The sequence below is a fragment of the Paenibacillus oralis genome (assembly GCF_003863965.1).
Classification (GTDB): domain Bacteria; phylum Bacillota; class Bacilli; order Paenibacillales; family Paenibacillaceae; genus Fontibacillus; species Fontibacillus oralis.
The window spans coordinates 2,712,963-2,732,311 of record NZ_RRCN01000001.1; the positions used below are offsets into that span (position 1 = coordinate 2,712,963).

The 19,349-nt window shown below is 57.7% G+C and carries 14 protein-coding genes; all 14 read left to right on the forward strand.

The genetic code is table 11. From position 1 onward, the window contains the following. Positions 1-138 precede the first annotated feature (138 nt). The 14 genes from EHV15_RS12425 to EHV15_RS12490 all read left to right on the forward strand — a co-directional run bounded on the left by EHV15_RS12425 (position 139) and on the right by EHV15_RS12490 (position 19,332). Positions 139-1,023 carry an SDR family oxidoreductase gene (locus EHV15_RS12425; protein ID WP_128631481.1) on the forward strand — a complete coding sequence of 295 codons (885 nt, stop codon included), beginning with the start codon at positions 139-141 and terminating at the stop codon, positions 1,021-1,023. A 115-nt stretch (positions 1,024-1,138) separates the two neighbouring features. Continuing rightward, entirely contained in the window at positions 1,139-1,912 is a 774-nt protein-coding gene (locus tag EHV15_RS12430; RefSeq protein WP_246061505.1) for a class I SAM-dependent methyltransferase, read from the forward strand. 36 nt (positions 1,913-1,948) lie between these two features. Beyond that, positions 1,949-3,133 (forward strand): DUF4272 domain-containing protein, encoded by a 1,185-nt coding sequence (locus EHV15_RS12435; RefSeq protein WP_128631482.1) that lies wholly within the window; start codon positions 1,949-1,951, stop codon positions 3,131-3,133. 594 nt (positions 3,134-3,727) lie between these two features. After that, a complete protein-coding gene (locus EHV15_RS12440) occupies positions 3,728-5,650 on the forward strand; it encodes a BglG family transcription antiterminator (protein ID WP_128631483.1) in 1,923 nt (640 codons plus the stop codon). A gap of 16 nt (positions 5,651-5,666) precedes the next feature. Continuing rightward, positions 5,667-6,005: a PTS lactose/cellobiose transporter subunit IIA gene (locus EHV15_RS12445; RefSeq protein WP_128631484.1), complete on the forward strand. Its 339-nt coding sequence runs from the start codon at positions 5,667-5,669 to the stop codon at positions 6,003-6,005. A 1-nt stretch (position 6,006) separates the two neighbouring features. Next, positions 6,007-6,315, forward strand: coding sequence for a PTS sugar transporter subunit IIB (locus EHV15_RS12450; RefSeq protein WP_128631485.1), 309 nt, complete (start codon positions 6,007-6,009; stop codon positions 6,313-6,315). Position 6,316: 1 nt separating this feature from the next. Beyond that, positions 6,317-7,618: a PTS sugar transporter subunit IIC gene (locus EHV15_RS12455; RefSeq protein ID WP_128631486.1), complete on the forward strand. Its 1,302-nt coding sequence runs from the start codon at positions 6,317-6,319 to the stop codon at positions 7,616-7,618. Between the two features lie 33 nt (positions 7,619-7,651). After that, complete coding sequence (locus EHV15_RS12460; RefSeq protein WP_128631487.1) at positions 7,652-9,127, forward strand: glycoside hydrolase family 1 protein; 1,476 nt, start codon at positions 7,652-7,654, stop codon at positions 9,125-9,127. A 606-nt stretch (positions 9,128-9,733) separates the two neighbouring features. Further along, positions 9,734-11,071 carry an extracellular solute-binding protein gene (locus tag EHV15_RS12465; RefSeq protein ID WP_128631488.1) on the forward strand — a complete coding sequence of 446 codons (1,338 nt, stop codon included), beginning with the start codon at positions 9,734-9,736 and terminating at the stop codon, positions 11,069-11,071. A 60-nt stretch (positions 11,072-11,131) separates the two neighbouring features. Beyond that, positions 11,132-12,010 carry a carbohydrate ABC transporter permease gene (locus EHV15_RS12470; RefSeq protein ID WP_128631489.1) on the forward strand — a complete coding sequence of 293 codons (879 nt, stop codon included), beginning with the start codon at positions 11,132-11,134 and terminating at the stop codon, positions 12,008-12,010. A gap of 34 nt (positions 12,011-12,044) precedes the next feature. Continuing rightward, positions 12,045-12,923 (forward strand): carbohydrate ABC transporter permease, encoded by an 879-nt coding sequence (locus EHV15_RS12475; protein WP_128631490.1) that lies wholly within the window; start codon positions 12,045-12,047, stop codon positions 12,921-12,923. 352 nt (positions 12,924-13,275) lie between these two features. Next, positions 13,276-15,126 carry a cache domain-containing sensor histidine kinase gene (locus EHV15_RS12480; RefSeq protein ID WP_128631491.1) on the forward strand — a complete coding sequence of 617 codons (1,851 nt, stop codon included), beginning with the start codon at positions 13,276-13,278 and terminating at the stop codon, positions 15,124-15,126. Further along, a complete protein-coding gene (locus EHV15_RS12485; RefSeq protein WP_128631492.1) occupies positions 15,123-16,706 on the forward strand; it encodes a helix-turn-helix domain-containing protein in 1,584 nt (527 codons plus the stop codon). The genes EHV15_RS12480 and EHV15_RS12485 overlap by 4 nt, the downstream gene beginning before the upstream one ends. A gap of 31 nt (positions 16,707-16,737) precedes the next feature. Beyond that, on the forward strand, positions 16,738-19,332 hold the full coding sequence (locus EHV15_RS12490) for a beta-mannosidase (protein WP_128631493.1): 2,595 nt from the start codon (positions 16,738-16,740) through the stop codon (positions 19,330-19,332). Positions 19,333-19,349: the final 17 nt, after the last annotated feature.

Genomic DNA, 19,349 nt, shown 5'->3' on the forward strand with positions numbered 1-19,349 from the left:
TTCACTGAAACCCGGCTGCTTTTACCCAGATTGAGGCTATTAACGGCGCTCACAACCGTTAGAAATTAGAAAAGGTCATTTTATGCAAAATAGCGGCTGCCACAACCGTTAAATTTCTGGTGGACAGGGGGAAGATTTATGGCGGAGCAACAAGCTGGGCAGGGTGCCGGTGCCGCCCTGGGAAGCGCCGGCCTGCCGGTTGCCCTGATTACGGGGACATCCAGCGGATTTGGCCTGCTCACGGCCCTGACGCTCGCCCGCAGGGGATACCAGGTCGTGGCCACGATGCGTGACCTGGGGCGCAGGGATGAGCTTGAGGAGCGGGCGGTCCGTGAGGGAGTGGAGGATCGGATCCGCTGCGTTCGTCTCGATGTGACGGAGCATGCGTCGATTGGACCGGCTGTGGACGAGATTGTCCGCCGGTACGGGCGGCTGGACGTGCTGGTGAACAACGCGGGTCTGGCCGTCGGCGGCTTCATCGAAGAGGTGCCGATGGAAGACTGGCGGCGTCAAATGGAGACCAATCTGTTCGGGGTCATTGCGGTGACACAGGCGGTGCTGCCGATAATGCGCGCACAGCGGCGGGGGCTGGTGATCAATGTCTCCAGCGTCAGCGGATTAGCCGGTTTTCCCGGTTATGCGCCTTACGCCGCTTCCAAATTCGCCATCGAGGGCTTCTCGGAAAGCCTGCGCCATGAGCTACGGCCGTTTGGCGTCCGGGTCGTGCTGGTGGAGCCGGGAGCCTATCGTACCGCGATCTGGAACAAAGGAATCGGCGAGATTCGCACCGATCCCGCTTCCCCTTACCGGGCGCAGCTTGAGGCGGTGCTGCGGTATTCGCGCAAGGCGGCGGAGACAGCGCCCGATCCGCAGGAGGTGGCCGAGCTGATCGCGCGAATCGCCGGCATGCGCGCTCCGCGCCTGCGGTACGCGCTGGGGCAGGGTTCCCATCTGCTGATCTGGGGCAAAGCGCTGCTGCCGTGGAAGTGGCTGGAATGGATCATCGCTAAGGCGCTGCGTTAAAGCCGCGGGAAGACATCTGGGTCGACACCCATCCAAGTATGCCCCGGACCTTGCTGTTGCTCCCCATCGTGGGCACTGGTATGATGATTAAAACAATACATATGGTGAATTGGCGATGAACGCGATAAACCGAAACGAATTAAGAAAACGGTGGCAAGTGGAAGAAGCGAAAGGCTTTCGGGGCTGGGATTTTTCCTATCTGACCGGCCGGATGGCGGAAGAAGAGCTTCCGTGGGATTATGAAACAAGCGTGAAGTCTTTGATGGACGGCGATACGGTCATGCTGGATATGGGCACAGGCGGTGGAGAGTTTTTGCTGTCGCTTTCGCCGCCGCCGGGCCGGACTTATGCGACGGAGAGCTATCCGCCCAACTATGAGCTGTGCCGGGCGAAGCTGCTGGCCTACGGAATCGAAGTCAAATTCGTGGAGGACGATGATGTTTTGCCGTTTGAAGACGGCCTGTTCGATCTGGTGATCAACCGGCACGAATCGTTCTCCCCCCGGGAGGTCAGCCGCATCCTGAAGCCGGGAGGCGTGTTCGTCACCCAGCAGGTCGGCGGGATGAACAACCGGGAGCTGTCGCGGTTTTTGCTGGGCGAGGGAGCGATGACGACGCCGGCGGACTTCGGACTGGCTCAAACGGCGGAAGCGCTGGAAAAAGCGGGATTTATGGTGCTGGACCGGCAGGAATGCTTCCCGCAGCTGCGTTTTAAGGATGTTGGCGCGCTCGTCTTTTTCGCCAAAATCATCGAATGGGAATTCGCCGGCTTTTCCGTGGACCGCTGCTTAGAGCGGCTGCTTGAACTGCACGAAGCCGCAGAGCGGGATGGGGAAGTAACGAGCCGGGAACATCGTTTTTTTATTTTAGCGCGTAAACCGTTTATGTGATGAACGATACCGCCGTTTGAAGGAGAGGAAGTACTTTTGCCTTATTTTACGATTTTTGCGTCCCGGAACGATATTCGCGATATCGGCGGGCTGGTTCGCGAGGTTTTTGGGGACGGCTTTAAAGTAACCGAAGGAGGTCCGGGCGAAACGGAGTTTTCGGTCCTGCCGAAAGGCTGGTTTAAAAACAACAAAATCACGATTCGCGTGGCCTCGGAGGATACCGATCCGGATTATTTCGATAATAACATTCCGGGGATGATGGGATTTTACGACAGCATTCCGTTTGAAGACGAGGAGTTGAAACGCCGCGTGCTGCTCCAAATCTCCGTGATCAATACGATGCTGGCGATCGAAACCGAAAAAGAGTACGGCCAGGACTACATGGAACGGTTCATGAGCCTTGCCGGAAAGGTGGACGGGATCGGGTTTATTTCCGACGGTACGCTGCTGGACCGGGATGGACGGGTGATCGTGTATCCCGACGGCCGGTCCGATGCCGCGGATTTCAGTCCGCGAGCCTGCACGCGAAAAATTCGAGGCGAAGATCGCTCCACCCCGGAGGGAGCGGAGAGAAAGCAGAGGAATTTGGCTTATCTCAAGGAAAAGCAAATCCCGTATTTGGAGCATCTGCCCGAACTCCCGCCGTTAAGCGAACTTAGAGTCAAGTCCAGAGAGGAGATCGCCCGCCGGGCGGCGGCCCTGCTGATCGTCATCCAATACGCGTGCGACGTCGCCCAGGAGAGCGATCTGGCGGAGTCGAAAGCTTTTGTGACCGGCCTGCTGGATCAATTCGGGGTGGCGGATGAACTGGCCGAATTGGAGAGAGACCTGCTGGAGCAAGCGGAGCCTGCCCGGCAGGACGCCATCAACCTGACCTGGCAATACGAGGCCTATTGGGCGCTTCTGTGGGCGCTTGGGGTGGTGGATTCGCTCGATTTTCCGGACCATACGTGCGACTGCGATTTTGCGATTAAGGCGGTTTCCAGCTGCGAAGGCTTTGCCGAGTTTCTGGAGCGGACATCGTTGCGCCGCCCGGAAGAGATTTTGGACGAGGCCGACAAGATCTACCGGCTGCACTGGGCCTGCGTCAACGACCGGATTCAAGGCCGGGACCCTGCGGGCGGCCTGATCGAAAGCGTCGTGATGGAACGGCGCCGCGGCCTGTTCTGGATGATCGGCTACCGGGACGAAGCGTGGGACGACATTAGCATGGATACGTGATATATAGAAATATAGGTACGCGAACTCAGTTGGAACTGCTGGACCTGCCCTTGGGGCGGGTCCTTTTTTGTTAAACTAGTTTCCTGGCAGACCAGCCGGCGGAAATAGCGGAACAAAAGGGCGTTATTTTCGCGATACGTTGGCTCTTTCGCAAAATAGAGCCCTTTTATGTCGTTATTTTGGGCGTAGGCGGTAAAAAGGAGGTATCTCCGGGAGATGCGGGGGAGATAAAGACATTTTTTACCGTTATTTTGCGCACGAAGGGGAACAATGCCAAAATAACGCCCAAAAAGTACGCTATTTCGGGGCGGTCTGGGCCGGGACGAGGTTGTGCCCGTGAATGACCAGTGTAAGGGGCAGGCCTAGTCCTGGAATGATCACTGTACAGGGGCCGGCCTGTCCTGGCTGGGCTGATCTGACCTGGACAGATCTTGCCTGACCCGGTCCGGTTAGCGGCCAAAGCTATCCTGTGATTTTTGCCGCTCCAAATTGCAGAATCCAAACTGTTCATATACGCGAGTATCTCCTACTATAGAGCTATAACCAGCTGAGTTGCTTCATCAGATACTAGTATCGCAAATGAGGGATTGCATCATGAGGGAACGCAAGATTGTCGACCTTCTGACCGGCAGTCAGGCCCCGGTAAAAATGAGCGAGCTGACACATCAGCTCGGACTCGCGGAACGGACGGTCAGAGAGCTGATCCGCAGCCTGAACAAAGACGGCGAGAAAAACGGCTTTCGCATCCGGATGATCCGCGGTCAAGGTTACCGTCTGGAGACTACGGAGGAAGCGCGCTTTAAAGCCTATCGGCTTCATATGAAAGAAAACCGGGAAAACCACGTCGATCTCAACAACAAGGCGGCACGGCAGCAGTATTTGCTGCTGTACTTGTTCCAAAGCGATTCGTTTCAGTCGATGGAGCGGCTGGCCGACGAAATCGGCGTCAGCCGTTCCACGATTATCGCCGACTTGAAGGAAGTGGAGCAGCAGCTTGAGGCGTTTGGGCTGAAGCTGAGCCGCAAAGCCCATTACGGCATGAAGATCGAGGGCGATGAGCAAAATTTCCGGAAAGCTTTTTCCCACTTTATTTTAAACAACCGGCAGACGATCAAGCAGTCCGAGGATTTCCAGCAGTTTCGCCGGCGCTTTGACGCCAAGAAGCTCAAAGCCCGCCTGCTCAAGCTGCTAAAGGATAACGGGCTGGACATATCGGATGTCTATTTGAATAACATTGTGACCCATCTGTTTATTTTGCTGTACCGGGTTTCGCGCCGCAACCTGATCGTCGCCGACCAGATGATGCCGCGCAATCCCGAACCGCTGTATCAAAGAATTGCCAGGGACGTGGCGGACTGGATCGCCGGTGAATATGCCATCCGGCTGCCGCAGGATGAGGTCGAGTATTTGGCGCTGCATTTGTCCGGCAAAACGATCGTCCAGCATATTGGGGACGAGGAAAAAGCGGAGCTCCGCATCGGGATGAGCCGTATTCTGCAAAGGCTGGACGAGGAGTTTTTGACCGATTTCAACCGGGATGAGGAGCTGCGGGAAGCGCTGCTGATGCATATGTTTCCGCTGCTGAACCGGCTGTACTACAATCTCCAGCTGAAAAATCCGCTGGTGGAGGACGTATACAGCGAATACGCCAACGTCTTCGTCATTTCGTTCCGGTTCGCGGAAATCATCGAGGAGAAATACGGCTTCAAAATGTCCCGGGACGAGGCGGGTTACGTGGCCCTTCATTTTGCTACCCATCTGGAGCGGATGAAGCAGCAGCGGCTTGAGCAGTTCCGGCGGATCGCCGTCGTGTGCTCTTCGGGCGGGGGCAGCGCGCACCTGATCCGGTTGAAGTTGGAGTCGATTTTTCCCAAAGCTTCGGTGATCACGGCTTCCATCACAGAGCTGGACAAGCTGCAGGACCAGCCGCTGGACTTGATCCTAACCACGATTCCGCTGGAGGACGAGATTACGAAAAAACCGGTCATCCACATCAAGCAGTGGCTGGACGACCAGGAAATCCAGCGGATCAAGGAAACGATCTCCCTGCAGATCGGACCCGTGCATGCCTCGTATAAACTGAAGGATTTTAAGGAGCTTTTTCAGCGGGAATTGTTCCATCTGTCGGGCCTGGACGACTACCTGGAGCTGCTGCAGCGGCGCTGCGAAGAGGTGGTTTCCGCAGGGTACTCGGCTCCCGATTTCACGGAGCAGGTCCTGTTCAGGGAACACAAATTTACGACGATCTACAAAAACGGTGTGGCCGGTCCCCACCCGATGCGGATGAGCGCGATCAAGGACTGTATTAACGTCACCCTGCTCGAGAAGCCCATCGTTTACGAAGACAAACCGGTGCAGATCATTTTTCTGATTAATTTGCGCCCAGGGCAATTGTTTCTGCACCGGGAGATCAGCAAGCTGCTGCTGTTGATCATGGAAAAAGAAGATATCCGCGATAAATTGCTGCATGTCGGCAGCTACGAACAATTCATCACCCTTATAGAAAATTTATTATAGGAGCGGTAGAAACCATATGGAGTACGAACAAACGGTTATGCAAATCATCGCCAGCAGCGGCGAAGCCAGAAGTCTTAGCCTAAAAGCGGTCCGGATCGCGCGTGAAGGAAAGCTGGAGGAGGCCGAAGAGCTGGTCAAACAGGCGAAGGAAAAGCTTAAGGACGCGCACAAAGTCCAAACCAAGCTGATTCAGGCCGAAGGACGCGGAGAAAAAGCGGAAGTGACCATGCTGATGATCCACGCGCAGGACCATTTGATGAACGCGCTCACCGTACGTGAGCTGATTGTGGAGCTGATCGAGGAAATCAAAGCGCGCCTGGCGCTGCAACAACAAGTGAAAGGAACGGTGAATTAAGATGAAAAAGATTTTGCTTGCCTGTGCCGGAGGATTCTCGACAAGCATGCTGGTGGAACGAATGAAGGAGGCGGCGCGAGCCCAAAACATCGAGGTGCTGATCGACGCCGTCGCCGAAAGCGATATCGACGCGCAGGCGCCGTTTGACATCATTATGCTCGGGCCGCAAATGGGCCATGCCGAAGCGGAGCTGGCCGAAGCTTATCCGCAGATCCCGGTAACGACCATCGATATGGCCGATTACGGGATGATGAACGGCGAGAAAGTGCTGGCCACGGCCTTCGAATTGATGGAGAAGGGAGTTAAATAAAATGGCGGGGGGCGCTGAATGGAGAGTTAAAATCCAGAAAATCAGCAACAAAGTGCAGAAAAACATTTACATCAGCTCGATCTCCAACGGACTGATGGCCTTGATGCCGATCCTCATCCTGGGCGCGATATTTTCCCTGATTAATGCGCTCAAGATCGAGTCGTATCAGGCTTTTCTTGAAAGCAGCGGACTGAAAACGTTTACCTCGATGCCGATGACGGTGACGACCGATTTGATCGCACTTTATGCCACATTTTCGATCGCGTACAATTTTGCCACGCAAAAGAAACAGCAGGGTTTTTCGGCGGGAATTTTGGCCCTGATGGGATTTTTGCTCGTCACCCCGAAGGGTTTGCTGGATGACGGGGCGACGGCCGCGATCGGGTACTCCTGGCTGGGGGCGAAAGGGCTGTTCGTCGCCATTATCGTAGCCCTGTTAGTGGGTACGGTGTACGTTTTCGTATTGGAGAAAAAGTTCTACATCAAAATGCCGAAGGGCGTTCCGCCGACCGTGGAAAAATCGTTTGCGGCGCTGACCCCCGGATTTTTAATGGCGATCATCCTGCTTATTCTGTCGGCTATCTTCCGGGCGACTCCGTACGGGAATATGCATGAGTTCGTGTTCAACATCATTCAGGTTCCGTTAACCAGTCTCGGCGGCACCTGGTGGGCGATGCTCGTCTGCGTGTTCGTCATTCATCTGCTGTGGTTTTTCGGCGTGCACGGAACGCTGGTCGTCTACTCGGTCGTTGGTCCGATCTGGGTAACGCTTGGTCTGGAAAATCTTCAGGCGTACCAGCAGGGGCTGGAAGGCACGAATATCGTCGGTTCGCCGTTTTTCCCCGTGTATGTGCTGGTCGGCGGGGCTGGGGCCACGCTTGGGCTGATCATTACGATGCTGTTTGCCAAGTCCAAACGTTATAAAACGCTGGGCCGGCTGGCGATCGTGCCAAGCTTTATCGGCGTAAACGAGCCGGTTATTTTCGGGCTGCCGCTGGTGCTGAACCTGCGCCTGATGATTCCGTTCATCGTGACGCCGATCATTACGAGCGGGCTGGCCATTCTGCTGACCGCTTTGGGCATTTTGCCCGTCCTTAACGGGGTACAGGTTCCGCTGGGCATTCCGATCATTTTCAACGGCTGGATGACCGGCGGCTGGCGGGTCGGTTTGTTCCAGATCGTGCTGATCGCGATCAGCGTGGCTATGTACTATCCGTTCTTTAAAAAGGCCGATGCCGAGGCGCTGGCCGATGAGCAAGCGGCCGAGGCGAAGGAGCGGGAACAGGCGGCGGTGCAGGCTTAGAACTCTTAGAGGATAAGGCGGTGAGGTTCGATTATGGCGAGTGTTTTTCCGAAATATTTTTTGTGGGGCGGAGCGGTTGCGGCCAACCAGGTCGAAGGCGCGTATAACGTAGATGGAAAAGGGCTGTCGACCGCAGATGTCGTCCGTTATGTTCCGCCGGAGGAACGCGGCAGCCTGGAGGAGCTGCTCGGCATGACCCGCGCCCGGCTGGAGGAAGCGATCGCGGACACGGAGGGCAACTATCCCAAACGGCGGGGGATTGATTTTTACCGCCGGTATAAGGAAGACATTGCGCTGTTGGCGGAGATGGGCTTTAAAGTGTTCCGGTTGTCGATCTCCTGGCCGCGGATTTTTCCAAACGGGGACGATGAAGCGCCCAATGAAGCGGGGCTGGCGTTTTACGACCGGGTGTTTGACGAGCTGCGAAAGCATGGGATTGAACCTTTGGTGACCATCTCCCATTACGAGATGCCGGTTGAGCTGGTGCGGCGGTATAACGGTTGGGCTTCCCGGGAACTGGTCGGCCTGTTCGTCCGCTACGCGGAAACTTTGTTTGCGCGCTACAAAGGCAAGGTTAAATATTGGCTGACTTTTAATGAGATTAACTGTACTTTAAAGGCGCCTTTTTTGGGAGCCGGCGTGCTTGTTGAAGGTGAAGCTAATCCGAAGCAGTTGGCCTTTCAGGCGCTGCATCATCAGTTTGTGGCCAGCGCGCTGGCGGTTAAACGCTGCCGGGAATTGGACGGGGAGGCGAAAATCGGCTGCATGCTGGCGCGCAAGCTGATTTACCCCTACACCTGCCACCCGTTGGATATCCTGAAAGCCCAGGAGGAAAACCAGATGGCCCAGTTTTGCACGGACGTGCAGGTGCGCGGCGTTTACCCTTCGTTCATCAAACGGCACTGGGAGGAACACGGCGTGGCGGTCGAGATGCAACCCGGGGATGAAGCGATTTTGCGGGAAAATCTCGTCGATTATCTGGCGTTCAGCTATTACATGTCGGTCACGACCAGCGCCAATCCCGAAGGTGCGGTGCGCGGCGGAGCGGGGCAGGCGGCGGGCAATCTGTCGTCCGGGCTGGCGAACCCTTATCTGGAATCCTCGGAGTGGGGCTGGCAGATCGACCCGGTTGGCCTGCGCGTCGTTTTGAAGGAGATGTACGACCGTTACCGGATTCCGCTGTTCGTTGTGGAAAACGGGCTCGGCGCGGTCGACCGGATCGAGGCGGACGGCAGCATCCGGGACGATTACCGGATCGAATATTTTGCCCGGCATATCGAGCAGATGGGCGAAGCGATCAAGGATGGGGTGGAGCTCTGGGGCTACACCAGTTGGGGCTGCATCGACCTGGTTTCCGCCTCCACCTCCGAGATGCGCAAAAGGTACGGATTCATCTATGTGGATCAGGACGACGAGGGGAAGGGAACCCTGGAGCGGATCCGCAAAAAAAGCTTTTATTGGTACAAAAAAGTCATCGCTTCCCATGGGGAGGATCTTGGCAACCCTTAGGGGAAGAACTCAGCCACCTTTAAGGGGAAGAACTCAGCAACCCTTAATTCGAAGGCGGGGCTGTCCGGCGCAGTGTTGAACTGCGTTTGGGCGGCCTTGTTTTTTTCTCCTAATAGCTAAGGGACACCAGAGCCGTTATTTGAGGAAAATCGGAGGTTTGCAAAATGTAACGGACACAGATGCTCTTATTTACCTCAAATCGGCCTGGATGAACGGGTTTAGAGCGAAATAGGGTCGCCTGTGTCCGTTAGGCTGGGAAATACCCGGGAAATGGGCGGATAAGGTCGCTGGTGTCCGTTAGAGCAACGTCCACTGGATGTAGATTACAGATGGAAAGGGCCGAGGTACTTGGGCGCTACTGTTCATGAAGAAGGGGAAAGTTACTCAAAGAACAGAAGAGGGAATGGGAACCCATCCCTCCAATCGCTCCAAAGTAGAAGTCAGAGCCATTAAAGGACGCGGTTAGGCGTTTTTCTTAGTTGGTGCGGGAGTCCCTCATCCATCCGAAATTTTTCACCCCTCATGCCGCGAATCGTCACCTTTCTAAATTGATAGCGCTAACATTACAATGAGATTAATCATAAATCGAGGGGGGAACTACCGGATATGAAAAAGAGAATGACCCAAAAATGGATCGCTATGATTTGCGGCGCCGCGATGCTGGCGCTTCTGCTGGCCGGGTGCGGCGGAGGGAGCGAAACCGCCGGCGGCAGCGGCGGCGGGACTGGCGGGGAGAAGGTGAGCATCTCCATCTGGCATAACTGGACCGGGCAGGATGCCAAGGCGGTGGCGATGCGGAAAATCATCGAGGATTTCCGGGTGCAAAACCCGGACATCGAGGTGGTCGACGAGGGGCTTCCGACCGATGGGCTGAAAACCCGGCTGCGCACGGTGGCGGCGGCTGACGAAATGCCCGATTTGTTCGTGATGTGGCCGGACGCGATGACGAAGGAGTTCGTCAAAGGCGATCTGCTGCAGCCGATCGATGACGAATTGAACGCCAATCCGGAATGGAAAAACGGCTTCATCCCGAACGCCTTGGACGGCTACACCGTGGACGGCAAAATCTACTCCGTGCCGATGAACCTGGCGCCGAGCTCGTTTATTTTTTACAATGATGCGCTGTTCAAAAAATACAACGTCAAAGTGCCGGAAACGTGGGAGGAATTGGAGGCGGCGGTCCAGACGTTTAACGACAACGGCGTGATTCCGATCGCGCTGGGCAACAAAGCGAACTGGGTGGCGCAGTCGACGTTTTTCAGCACGGTGGCGGACCGGATTACGGGGACGGACTGGTTCCTGAAAGCGGTGGAGCAGGATGGGGCCAAGTTCACCGACCCTGAATTTATCGAGGCGCTTAAGACGTTCCAGAAGCTCGGCGAAATCAACGCGTTCCAGGAAGGCTTCAACAGCCTGGACGAAACGCAGATGATGCAGCTGTACTTCCAGGGCAACGCGGCGATGGTCGTCAACGGCGGCTGGGCGTTGGCCAACCTGGTCAACAACGCGCCGCCGGAGGTGCTGGACAACACGCATATTACGATCGTTCCGGCGATTGCGGACGGCAAAGGCGATCCCGCTACAACCTCTGGCGTCGTGGGAACGGGGCTTGGCGTCAGCAAGAAGCTGGATGGCGGCAAAAAGGAAGCGGCGATGAAGCTGTTCTACGCGCTGGCCGGGCCGGACGGGCAAAAGGCGACGCTGGACAGCAGCACCCTGGTCAGCTACAACATCGAGCTGGACAAGAGCAAAGCTCATCCGCTGTTCGTGGAGCTGTACGATTTGGTGCAGGGCATCAAAATTGTGCCGGTCTATGATTCCAAACTCGGCTCAGCCACGGTTGAGGTGGTCAACAACGGGCTGCAGGAGCTGCTGATGGGCGGCAAACCAGAGGACATCGGGCGTAAAATCCAGGACACGCAGGCTGCTGTAGTTGCGAACTAATATGACGCCCCTTCCCCTTGAGGGGGGAGGGGTTATTTTAATCAGGGGAAGTGAGAGCTTATGAATGCGCTGCGCAGCAGGCGTTTTATCTTCACGGGCCTGGCGCCCGCCGTGATTCTCTATGCGCTGTTCGTGTTTGTGCCGGTCGTCTGGTCGGCGTATTACGGCTTTTTTAACTGGTCGGGCATCGGTGAGGCGAAGTACAACGGGTTGAGCAATTATGCGGAAATTTTACGGGACCCCGTGTTTTGGCGGGCGCTGAAAAACAACATTATTTTCGTGCTTGCTTCGGTGTTCGGGCAAATCCCGCTGGCGCTGGCGTTGGCGGTGCTGCTGCATAAGGAGAGCGGGGTGCAGCGGTTCCTTCGCTCGGCCGTTTTTTTGCCGATGGTGCTTTCGACGGTGGTGATCGGGATGATCTGGCAGTACATTTACCATCCGCAAATCGGGATTCTTAATTTTTTGCTGGATGCGCTTGGGCTGGAGAGCTGGAAGCTGCAGTGGCTGTCGGACGGGAATATCGCCATCTATTCGCTGCTGCCGCCGCTGGTCTGGAGTTATGTGGGCCTGTATTTGATCATTTTCATATCCGCGTTGCAAAATATCCCCGGGGAAATCCACGACGCGGCCAAAATCGACGGGGTGTCCGGGGTGCGCAAACTGTGGGCCATTTCGTTGCCGATGATCAAAAACACGGTCCAGGTCGCGGTCGTCCTGTGCATTTCCGGGAGCCTGAAGTCGTTTGATCTCGTGTACATTATGACCAAAGGCGGGCCGGCTCACGCCACCGAACTGCTGGCGACGTATATGTACAACTCGACGTTTTCGACCTACCGCTACGGCTTCGGCAGCGCGATTTCGACGACGATTATGGTGATCAGTTTGCTGCTGATCGGAACAAGCCAATGGCTGACGAGCCGCAAGAAAGGCACGGCGTGAAAGCACGGCGTAATCAAGAAGGGAGGATTCAGGGATGCACACGGCTACGCCGATATCCGCAGAAGCGCCGCCGCGAGATGGACACGGCGTTCTGCGAAAAATAAGCAATGGAATTTTATGGACGGGGCTGACGATCTATGGCATTTTAACGTTGTACCCGTTTTTTTGGCTGGTGATCAGCGCCTTTAAAACAAATGCGGATTTTTATGCCCGCCCCTTCGGGCTGCCTGAGGTGTGGCGCGGGGACAATTTCATCCGGGCGTGGGAAAGCTCGCGGCTGGGAGCGGCCTTCGGCAATTCGCTGGTCGTGTCGGCCGGCTCGTTAGCGCTTACGCTGTTTATCGCGGCGTTGACGTCCTTTGTGCTGGCCCGCTTTCAGTTTCGCTGGAAGGGCGGGGTGTTTGCCTTTTTCGTGGTCGGCATGCTTATTCCGATTCACAGCACGCTGGTGCCGCTGTTTATCCTGATGAAGCAAATGTCGCTGCTGAACACCTATTGGGCGCTGATATTGCCCTATACCGCTTTTGCGCTGCCGACGGCGATTTTCGTGTTGACGGCGTATTTGACAAGCGTGCCGCGCGAGCTGGAGGAGGCGGCGTTTATCGACGGGACCGGGCTGTGGGGCTTGTTTTTCCGCATTATGCTGCCGATGTCGGCTCCGGCGCTGGCCACGGTTACGATCATTAGCTTTTTGCACGCTTGGAACGATTTCTCGTTCGCCCTCGTGTTTATCAACAAAACGGCGCTCAAAACGCTGCCGCTCGCCATCGCCAACTTCGCGGACGGCTACCAGATCGATTACGGCCTGACGCTGGCGGCAATGACGCTTTCCGTCCTGCCGACGATCGCGCTTTATTTGCTGTTCCAGGAGCAGATGATGAAGGGGATGACCGCCGGCGCGGTGAAAGGATAGGAGGCAGGGGAGCGAGGGGCTTGGTGCGGGCAGGCGTGTACGGGGCTAATGCTGAGAGTTGCGGGGACCAGCGTTGCATTAACTCTTACACAAGACGACTGGTGGTCCTGGTACTATTGAGATTTTCCGCAAAAGTGCAGGTTTTCGAGCAGATCATGCGCCTCGCCTGCCGGAAATGCAACGGTTGTGAGCGCCGTTATTTGTCTTAGTCTGGGCCGAAACAACCGGATTTTAGCGAAATAAGCGCCATGGCATCCGTTAGAATTCGAAATCGGCGTTGCTGGAGCAAATAGCGATTGTGGCAACCGTTAGAATGTTTTTCACATCACCTTAGAGAGAGGAGAGGGCATTTATGCGCGGCTGGCTGACTTCTTCGCTGCAGCGGCGGCTGTCGGTGGTGATCGCGGGGTCCATGATCGTGCCGATGCTGGCGCTGGGCCTGTTTGCCTTTCTGATCTCCTCCAACATCACCGAGGAAAAAACAAAGCTGACGGGCAGCGACATGCTGAAGCAAATGGACGCCAACCTGCGGTTTATGCTGGAGGACATCGAGACATTGTCGATCTTTCTGATCGGGGAGCGTGATTTGCAGGCTTACCTAAGCAGAAACGAGGATGTGGAAGGCGAGCGGACGGCGCTCGTCGGGCGCATGACCAATCTGGCCGCTTCCAAGCATTATATTGCCAATATCGCTGTTTACCCGGAGCGGTTTGACGCCAGTCTGTCCACGGCCACTTGGTACGAAAGCGAACTTCCAGCGGCTGCCAAGGAAGCCATCGCCGCCGGCGGAAAAAGGTGGTCGGACGTTTACCGGATTCGCGATTATGCCGGGGATACGCAGGTTATCACCTTGTTTCGGCCGATCCGCAGCATTTACGATTTCCGCCACCTTGGTTGGCTGGCAATCAGCTTGGATGAGCGGGAAGTATCGGGGAATTGGCATGCGCCGGATTTCGGCCAGGGGGCGGGAAGGATTGAACTGATCAGCGCGGAGGGAACCATTCTCTCCTCCGCCGACAAGTCGCGGCTGGGCCGGCCGTTGGCCGCCTATGCGCCCGGCCTGCTCGCGCAGCTGACGGAAGACGCCGGCGGGCAGCAGACCGGGAGCGGCAGCGTCATATACGGCGAAGGCGGCGAAAAGTCGACCGTCCTCTACCGCCGGGAGCCGCTTACCGGCTGGATTTTGCTCGGGACGGTGCCGTATGAGCAATACCGCGCCGAAAACCGCTATATCCTGACGCTGACGGCCGCCGTTGTGGGGGTGTCCGTCGTGGTTTGCGCTTTGCTGATCTGGCTGACGGTGCGCCGGATCACGCTGCCGCTGCGCGTTTTGACCCGCCATCTGTCGCGGATCGATCCGGAGCGGCCGCTGCCGCGTTTTCCGGCCACCACGGACGATGAAATCGGCCGGCTCGGGCGGAGCTACAACATGCTTGGCGCGCATATCGAGCGGCTCAAGCAGGAGGTCATCCGCGGCGAGGCACGCAAAAAGGAAGCCGACCTGCGGGCGCTTCAAGCGCAGATCAACCCGCATTTTCTGTACAACACCTTGTCCTCGATCCATTGGATCGCCCTGATGGCGGACGAGAAGCGGATAGCCGACATGGTCGAGGGGCTTAGCGATTTTTTGCGGATCAGCCTGAATCAGGGCAAGGAGTATTGCCCGGTGGAGCAGGAACTGGCGCATATTCGGAATTACGCGCGGGTGCAATCGATCCGTTTTCCGGACAAATTTACCGTTGACTATATCGTGGATGAGAAGCTGCTGGACAAATGGATGCTGAAGCTGCTGCTCCAGCCTTTGGTGGAAAACGCGCTGATCCACGGCATCCAGAAACGCGAAGGTCCCGGAACGATTACCATTCTGATCCAGCCGGAAGGAAGGCGGATGAAGGTGGCGGTCCTGGATGACGGACCGGGGATGGCCCCGGAGCGGCTGGCCGAGGTGCGCCGGATGCTGGAGCGGCGGACTCGGGGCGAGGCCGGTTACGATGGGGTGCAGAGGATGCGGAGTGAGGCTGGTCCCGCTGCCGTGCGTGAGACCCCGGGAGAGGCCGTCCCCCATGCCGGATACGGGCTCGGCAATGTGCACGAAAGGCTGCTGCTGCATTACGGCCGGGACTCGCGGCTGGAAGTGGACAGCCGGGAAGGCGAAGGGACGGAAGTTGCTTTCTCGATTCCGATCATGGAGGTATCGCCATGAAACTGTTGATCGTCGATGACGAGGTCATTATCCGGACCGGACTGGCGAGCGTTATCGCCTGGAACGAGCTGGGGCTGACGCTGCTGGCTCCGGCGGCTTCGGCCGAAGAAGCGCTGCAGCGCATCCGGGAGGAGAAGCCGGATATTCTGATGACGGATATCCGCATGAGCGGCAAAAACGGGCTCCAACTGGCGGAGGAAGCGAAACGGATGCTGCCCGCGCTGGAGGTCATCATTTTGTCCGGTTACGGGGATTTTGCCTATACCCAGCAAGCGATCCGCCAAGGGGTTGGCGACTATTTGCTCAAAACGAGCAAGCCGGAGGAGATCATTAAGACGGTGCTGCAGGCTATGCAGCGGATCGCGGAGCGCCGCGCCGAAGACTCACGGGCATTGCGGCTGGCCCGCGAGGAGCGGCAGCGGCTGCTGCTTAAGTGGATCGTCGAGGGCGAGCCGTTAGCCGAAGACGCGTTTGCCGCCGGCTTGGCGGAATCCATAGGAAGAGGGATGGCGAAACAAGCGGATCGCTGGCAGGCGCTGCTTCTGTGCGCCGACGGCTGGGGGACGAACGGCTCGGCCGGCGGGCTGCTCCGGTTTGCCGTGCAGAACATGCTGGAGGATTTGATCCCCAGCGCCGCGGTGCTGATCCACCGGGAATTCATCGTCTGCGCCGTCCCGCTCACTGCCGGTGAACCTTCCGGGGCCAAGCGGTTTAAAGGCGCCTTCGAGCGGATTGAAGGCTTGCTCAAGTGCCGGCTGCGGATGGCTGCCGGAGAAACGGTGGCGGGCGCGGAGCAGGTGCACCGGAGTTACGCTACGGCCGCCGCCGCGTTCAAATACCATGATTTGCAGCCGGGGACGATGTTCGATTATGCCGATTTGGCGGGGCGAAAAGGCGGAAAAACGGTGCTGACCCAGGAGGAGGAAAACGCCCTGGGGATGATTTTGTTGGACCATGACCGGATGGCATTAAAAGCATGGACGCAGGAGTTGGCCGATACGCTGACGGCAGACCCGGAGTGCACGCCCGAATCGTTCCGGGCCTGCCTTCATTCGGCCGCGGCCATCGGGCATCGCTGGCTGGAGCGGACGCTCCGCGCCGTCGGCCGGGAGGAAAAGGTGCGCATCGAGCCTTGGCCGCAGGAGCAACCGGAAGCCGGGAAGCTGAAGGATGAGCTGTTCCGGCATCTGCTCGGCATTATGAACATGTACCACACATCGCCCGGGGCAAGCCAAATCTCCCACGTCCAGCGGGCCAAAGCGTATATGGCGTCCTGCCCGGCGGAGGCGCTCAGCCTGCAGCAGGTGGCCGCGTACGTGCACCTTCACCCCGGCCATCTCAGCGAGCTGTTCAAAAAGGAGACCGGGAGCACGTTCGGCGACTTCGTGACCGGGATGCGGATGCGCCGGGCGATGAATCTGCTGGCGGTGACCCCGGCCAAGGTGAGCGAAATCGCCGCGATGACCGGGTATGAGGACGTGAAATATTTCAGCCGTCTGTTCAGAAAGCACACGGGGAAGACGCCCAGCGAGTTCCGCGAGGAGGCGCTGGACGGCGGTTTGATGTATGGGGAAACATAAACCAAATTTTTTCGGGAAGTAGGGAAACAGCATGGAATTGTCGGGTCCTTGGAAACTGCAGCATTTTGAAGTAGGGGAAAAACCTGCCCATGAGCTGGCGGCGCCGGGTTTGGACGACCGCTTTTGGATCGGCGCCGCCGTGCCGGGGGACGTGCATTCGGCGCTGCTGGAACGGAGGATCATCGATCCTCCGTATTTCGGGCATAACGACGCCAAATGCCGCTGGATCGAGCGCAAGGAATGGTGGTACCGCACGCCGTTTACACTGGACGCCGCGCCGGAGGAAGGGGAGCGGATCGAGCTAAAGTTCGAGGGGTTGGATACGTTTGCGGCGGTTTACGTCAACGGGCATGAAATCGGCAGAACGGCCAACATGTTCCGGGAGTATGTTTTCGACGTGACGCGGATTGTGCGCGAGGGCTGGAATGTGCTGGCCGTAAGGTTCGAGCCGCTGCATTTGCATCATCGGGATAAGGAACAGTTCGAATGGTCGTCCTATACAAAAGAACGGCCTTGGATCCGCAAGGCGGCGATGAATTTCGGCTGGGACTGGGGGCCGAGAATCGTGACTGCGGGCATTTGGGGCAAGGTGCGCCTCACGCGCCGGAAGCAGGCCAAGCTGACCGGCGTGTACGCCTGCACGCGGTCTTTAGAGGCCGGGGAAGCGGTGCTTCATTTTAACGCGCAGGCCGAGTCTTTCCGGAAAGGGACGCAGGCCGAGGTTGAGGTCCGCTTGCTGGATGCCGGCGGGCTGGAGGCGGCGTGCGCCGTCCTGCCGATCCTTGGGGACCGCGGTGCGGGACAAGGCGGTGCTGCCGGGGGTGTAGGCAGAGCTTTCGGCCAGGCCGAAGCCGAGCTGCGGGTCCGTGATCCCCGGCTGTGGTGGACGCACGATTTGGGCGAGCCGTACTTGTACACGCTGGAGGTCGTGCTGCGCGCCGAAGGTGAGGAGGTTGACCGTTATATACAGCCGTTTGGCATCCGCACGCTGGAGCTTGCCCTACGTAACGACGATGGCAGCAATGCGTTTGCTTTTATCCTTAACGGGGTTAAGGTTTATGCCAAAGGCGCCAACTGGATTCCGGCCGACAACCTGATCGGCTCAATCCCGGAGTCCACCTACCGCGGGCTGATTGAGCTGGCTGTGGAGGGGCGGATGAACATGCTGCGCGTCTGGGCGGGCGGCATCTACGAAAAAGATGTTTTTTACGACGAATGCGACCGGCGGGGCGTGCTGGTATGGCAGGATTTTGCTTTCGCCAACGCCTTGTTCCCCGATTTCAACCGGGATTTTATGGACAATGTGCGGCAGGAAGTGATCGATAATGTCAAAAGATTGCGCAACCGTGCGTCCCTGGCGCTCTGGTGCGGCAATAACGAAATCGACTGGCTGTACGATATGAAAAGCGCCGCCGGCGACATTACCGGGCCCTTTTTCGGGGAGCGCATTTATCATGAGCTGATTCCGGAGGTGCTGGCGGAACTGGACCCGGCGCGCCCGTATTGGCCTTCTTCGCCTTACGGGGCAAACGGCGGCTACGACGCCAACGACCCGCACACCGGCGACCGCCACAATTGGCAGGTTTGGCACGGCTCGGTGTATCCGCGGATGCAGGGGGAGAAGCCGCGGCTCGACTACAGCATCGAAGGCGTCACCTTCAAAAACTACAAGCGGGATTTCGCCTTGTTCAGCAGCGAATTCGGCATGCACGCCTCGGCGAACCGCTACACGCTGGAAAAAAACATCCCCGCCGGCCAGTTTGTCTGGGGGAGCGCGGAGATGGCCTACCGCAATAAGGATACGAACCACCGCAAAGGTATTTTGCTGATGGAGGGCTACACGGGGATTCCGCGCGATATCGAGGAATACATGGATTTTTCGATGCTGACGCAGGCGGAAGGGCTGAAGTACGGGATCGAACATTTCCGGCGGAACCGGCACCTGGGCAGCGGCGCGCTCGTCTGGCAGCTGAACGACAGCTGGCCGGGCACAAGCTGGTCGATGATCGATTACGAGCTGCTGCCGAAGGCTTCTTTTTACTATGCCAAAACGTTCTATCATCCTGTGCTGCTTTCGCTCGAGCATGAGCCTGGCGAACCGCTGCAAGTGTGGGTGGTTAATGACACGCTGGAGCCGCTGCGGGGAACGGTGGAGCTGACGGTGCACGCCTTAAACGGCGGGACCGCCGTGTACCGGGCCGCTTTTGCGGCGGACATTCCGCCGCAGTCCGCGGTGCGCATCGGCGCGGTGGAGGAAGCGGCAGCCTTGCGAGGGGCCGGGCCGGAAGAGGTCACGGCCGTGTTGACCGCCTCCGGCTTTGCCGCCCCGGCGAACCGCTATTACTTGCGCGATCCGAAGGATTTGCGCCTGCCGGAAACCGAGCTGGACGTACGGGTCGACGAGGCGGCGCAGGCGGTGACGGTAACCGCGGCGGGCCCGGGGGCCGCGCGTTTCGTGAAGCTGGAGCTGCCGCTGGGCCGCGTCCGCTATAGCGACAACTATTTTGATCTGCTTCCCGGTGAAAGCCGAACGGTGCACATATGGCATCCGGAAGGGCTGACGCTGCCATGGCCGGAGCTGCGGGTTTCCGCTTTGAACGGCAAGCGCGGTACCTTCGGTATTTGAGGATTAATCCGCATCTT

Excerpts from the sequence above, each read along its gene's own strand:
- EHV15_RS12470 (WP_128631489.1), top strand. The coding sequence starts at position 11,132 with ATGAATGCGCTGCGCAGCAGGCGTTTTATCTTCACGGGCCTGGCGCCC.
- EHV15_RS12440 (WP_128631483.1), top strand. The coding sequence starts at position 3,728 with ATGAGGGAACGCAAGATTGTCGACCTTCTGACCGGCAGTCAGGCCCCG.
- EHV15_RS12490 (WP_128631493.1), top strand. The coding sequence starts at position 16,738 with ATGGAATTGTCGGGTCCTTGGAAACTGCAGCATTTTGAAGTAGGGGAA.
- EHV15_RS12480 (WP_128631491.1), top strand. The coding sequence starts at position 13,276 with ATGCGCGGCTGGCTGACTTCTTCGCTGCAGCGGCGGCTGTCGGTGGTG.
- EHV15_RS12450 (WP_128631485.1), top strand. The coding sequence starts at position 6,007 with ATGAAAAAGATTTTGCTTGCCTGTGCCGGAGGATTCTCGACAAGCATG.
- EHV15_RS12460 (WP_128631487.1), top strand. The coding sequence starts at position 7,652 with ATGGCGAGTGTTTTTCCGAAATATTTTTTGTGGGGCGGAGCGGTTGCG.
- EHV15_RS12430 (WP_246061505.1), top strand. The coding sequence starts at position 1,139 with ATGAACGCGATAAACCGAAACGAATTAAGAAAACGGTGGCAAGTGGAA.
- EHV15_RS12455 (WP_128631486.1), top strand. The coding sequence starts at position 6,317 with ATGGCGGGGGGCGCTGAATGGAGAGTTAAAATCCAGAAAATCAGCAAC.
- EHV15_RS12485 (WP_128631492.1), top strand. The coding sequence starts at position 15,123 with ATGAAACTGTTGATCGTCGATGACGAGGTCATTATCCGGACCGGACTG.
- EHV15_RS12425 (WP_128631481.1), top strand. The coding sequence starts at position 139 with ATGGCGGAGCAACAAGCTGGGCAGGGTGCCGGTGCCGCCCTGGGAAGC.
- EHV15_RS12465 (WP_128631488.1), top strand. The coding sequence starts at position 9,734 with ATGAAAAAGAGAATGACCCAAAAATGGATCGCTATGATTTGCGGCGCC.
- EHV15_RS12445 (WP_128631484.1), top strand. The coding sequence starts at position 5,667 with ATGGAGTACGAACAAACGGTTATGCAAATCATCGCCAGCAGCGGCGAA.
- EHV15_RS12475 (WP_128631490.1), top strand. The coding sequence starts at position 12,045 with ATGCACACGGCTACGCCGATATCCGCAGAAGCGCCGCCGCGAGATGGA.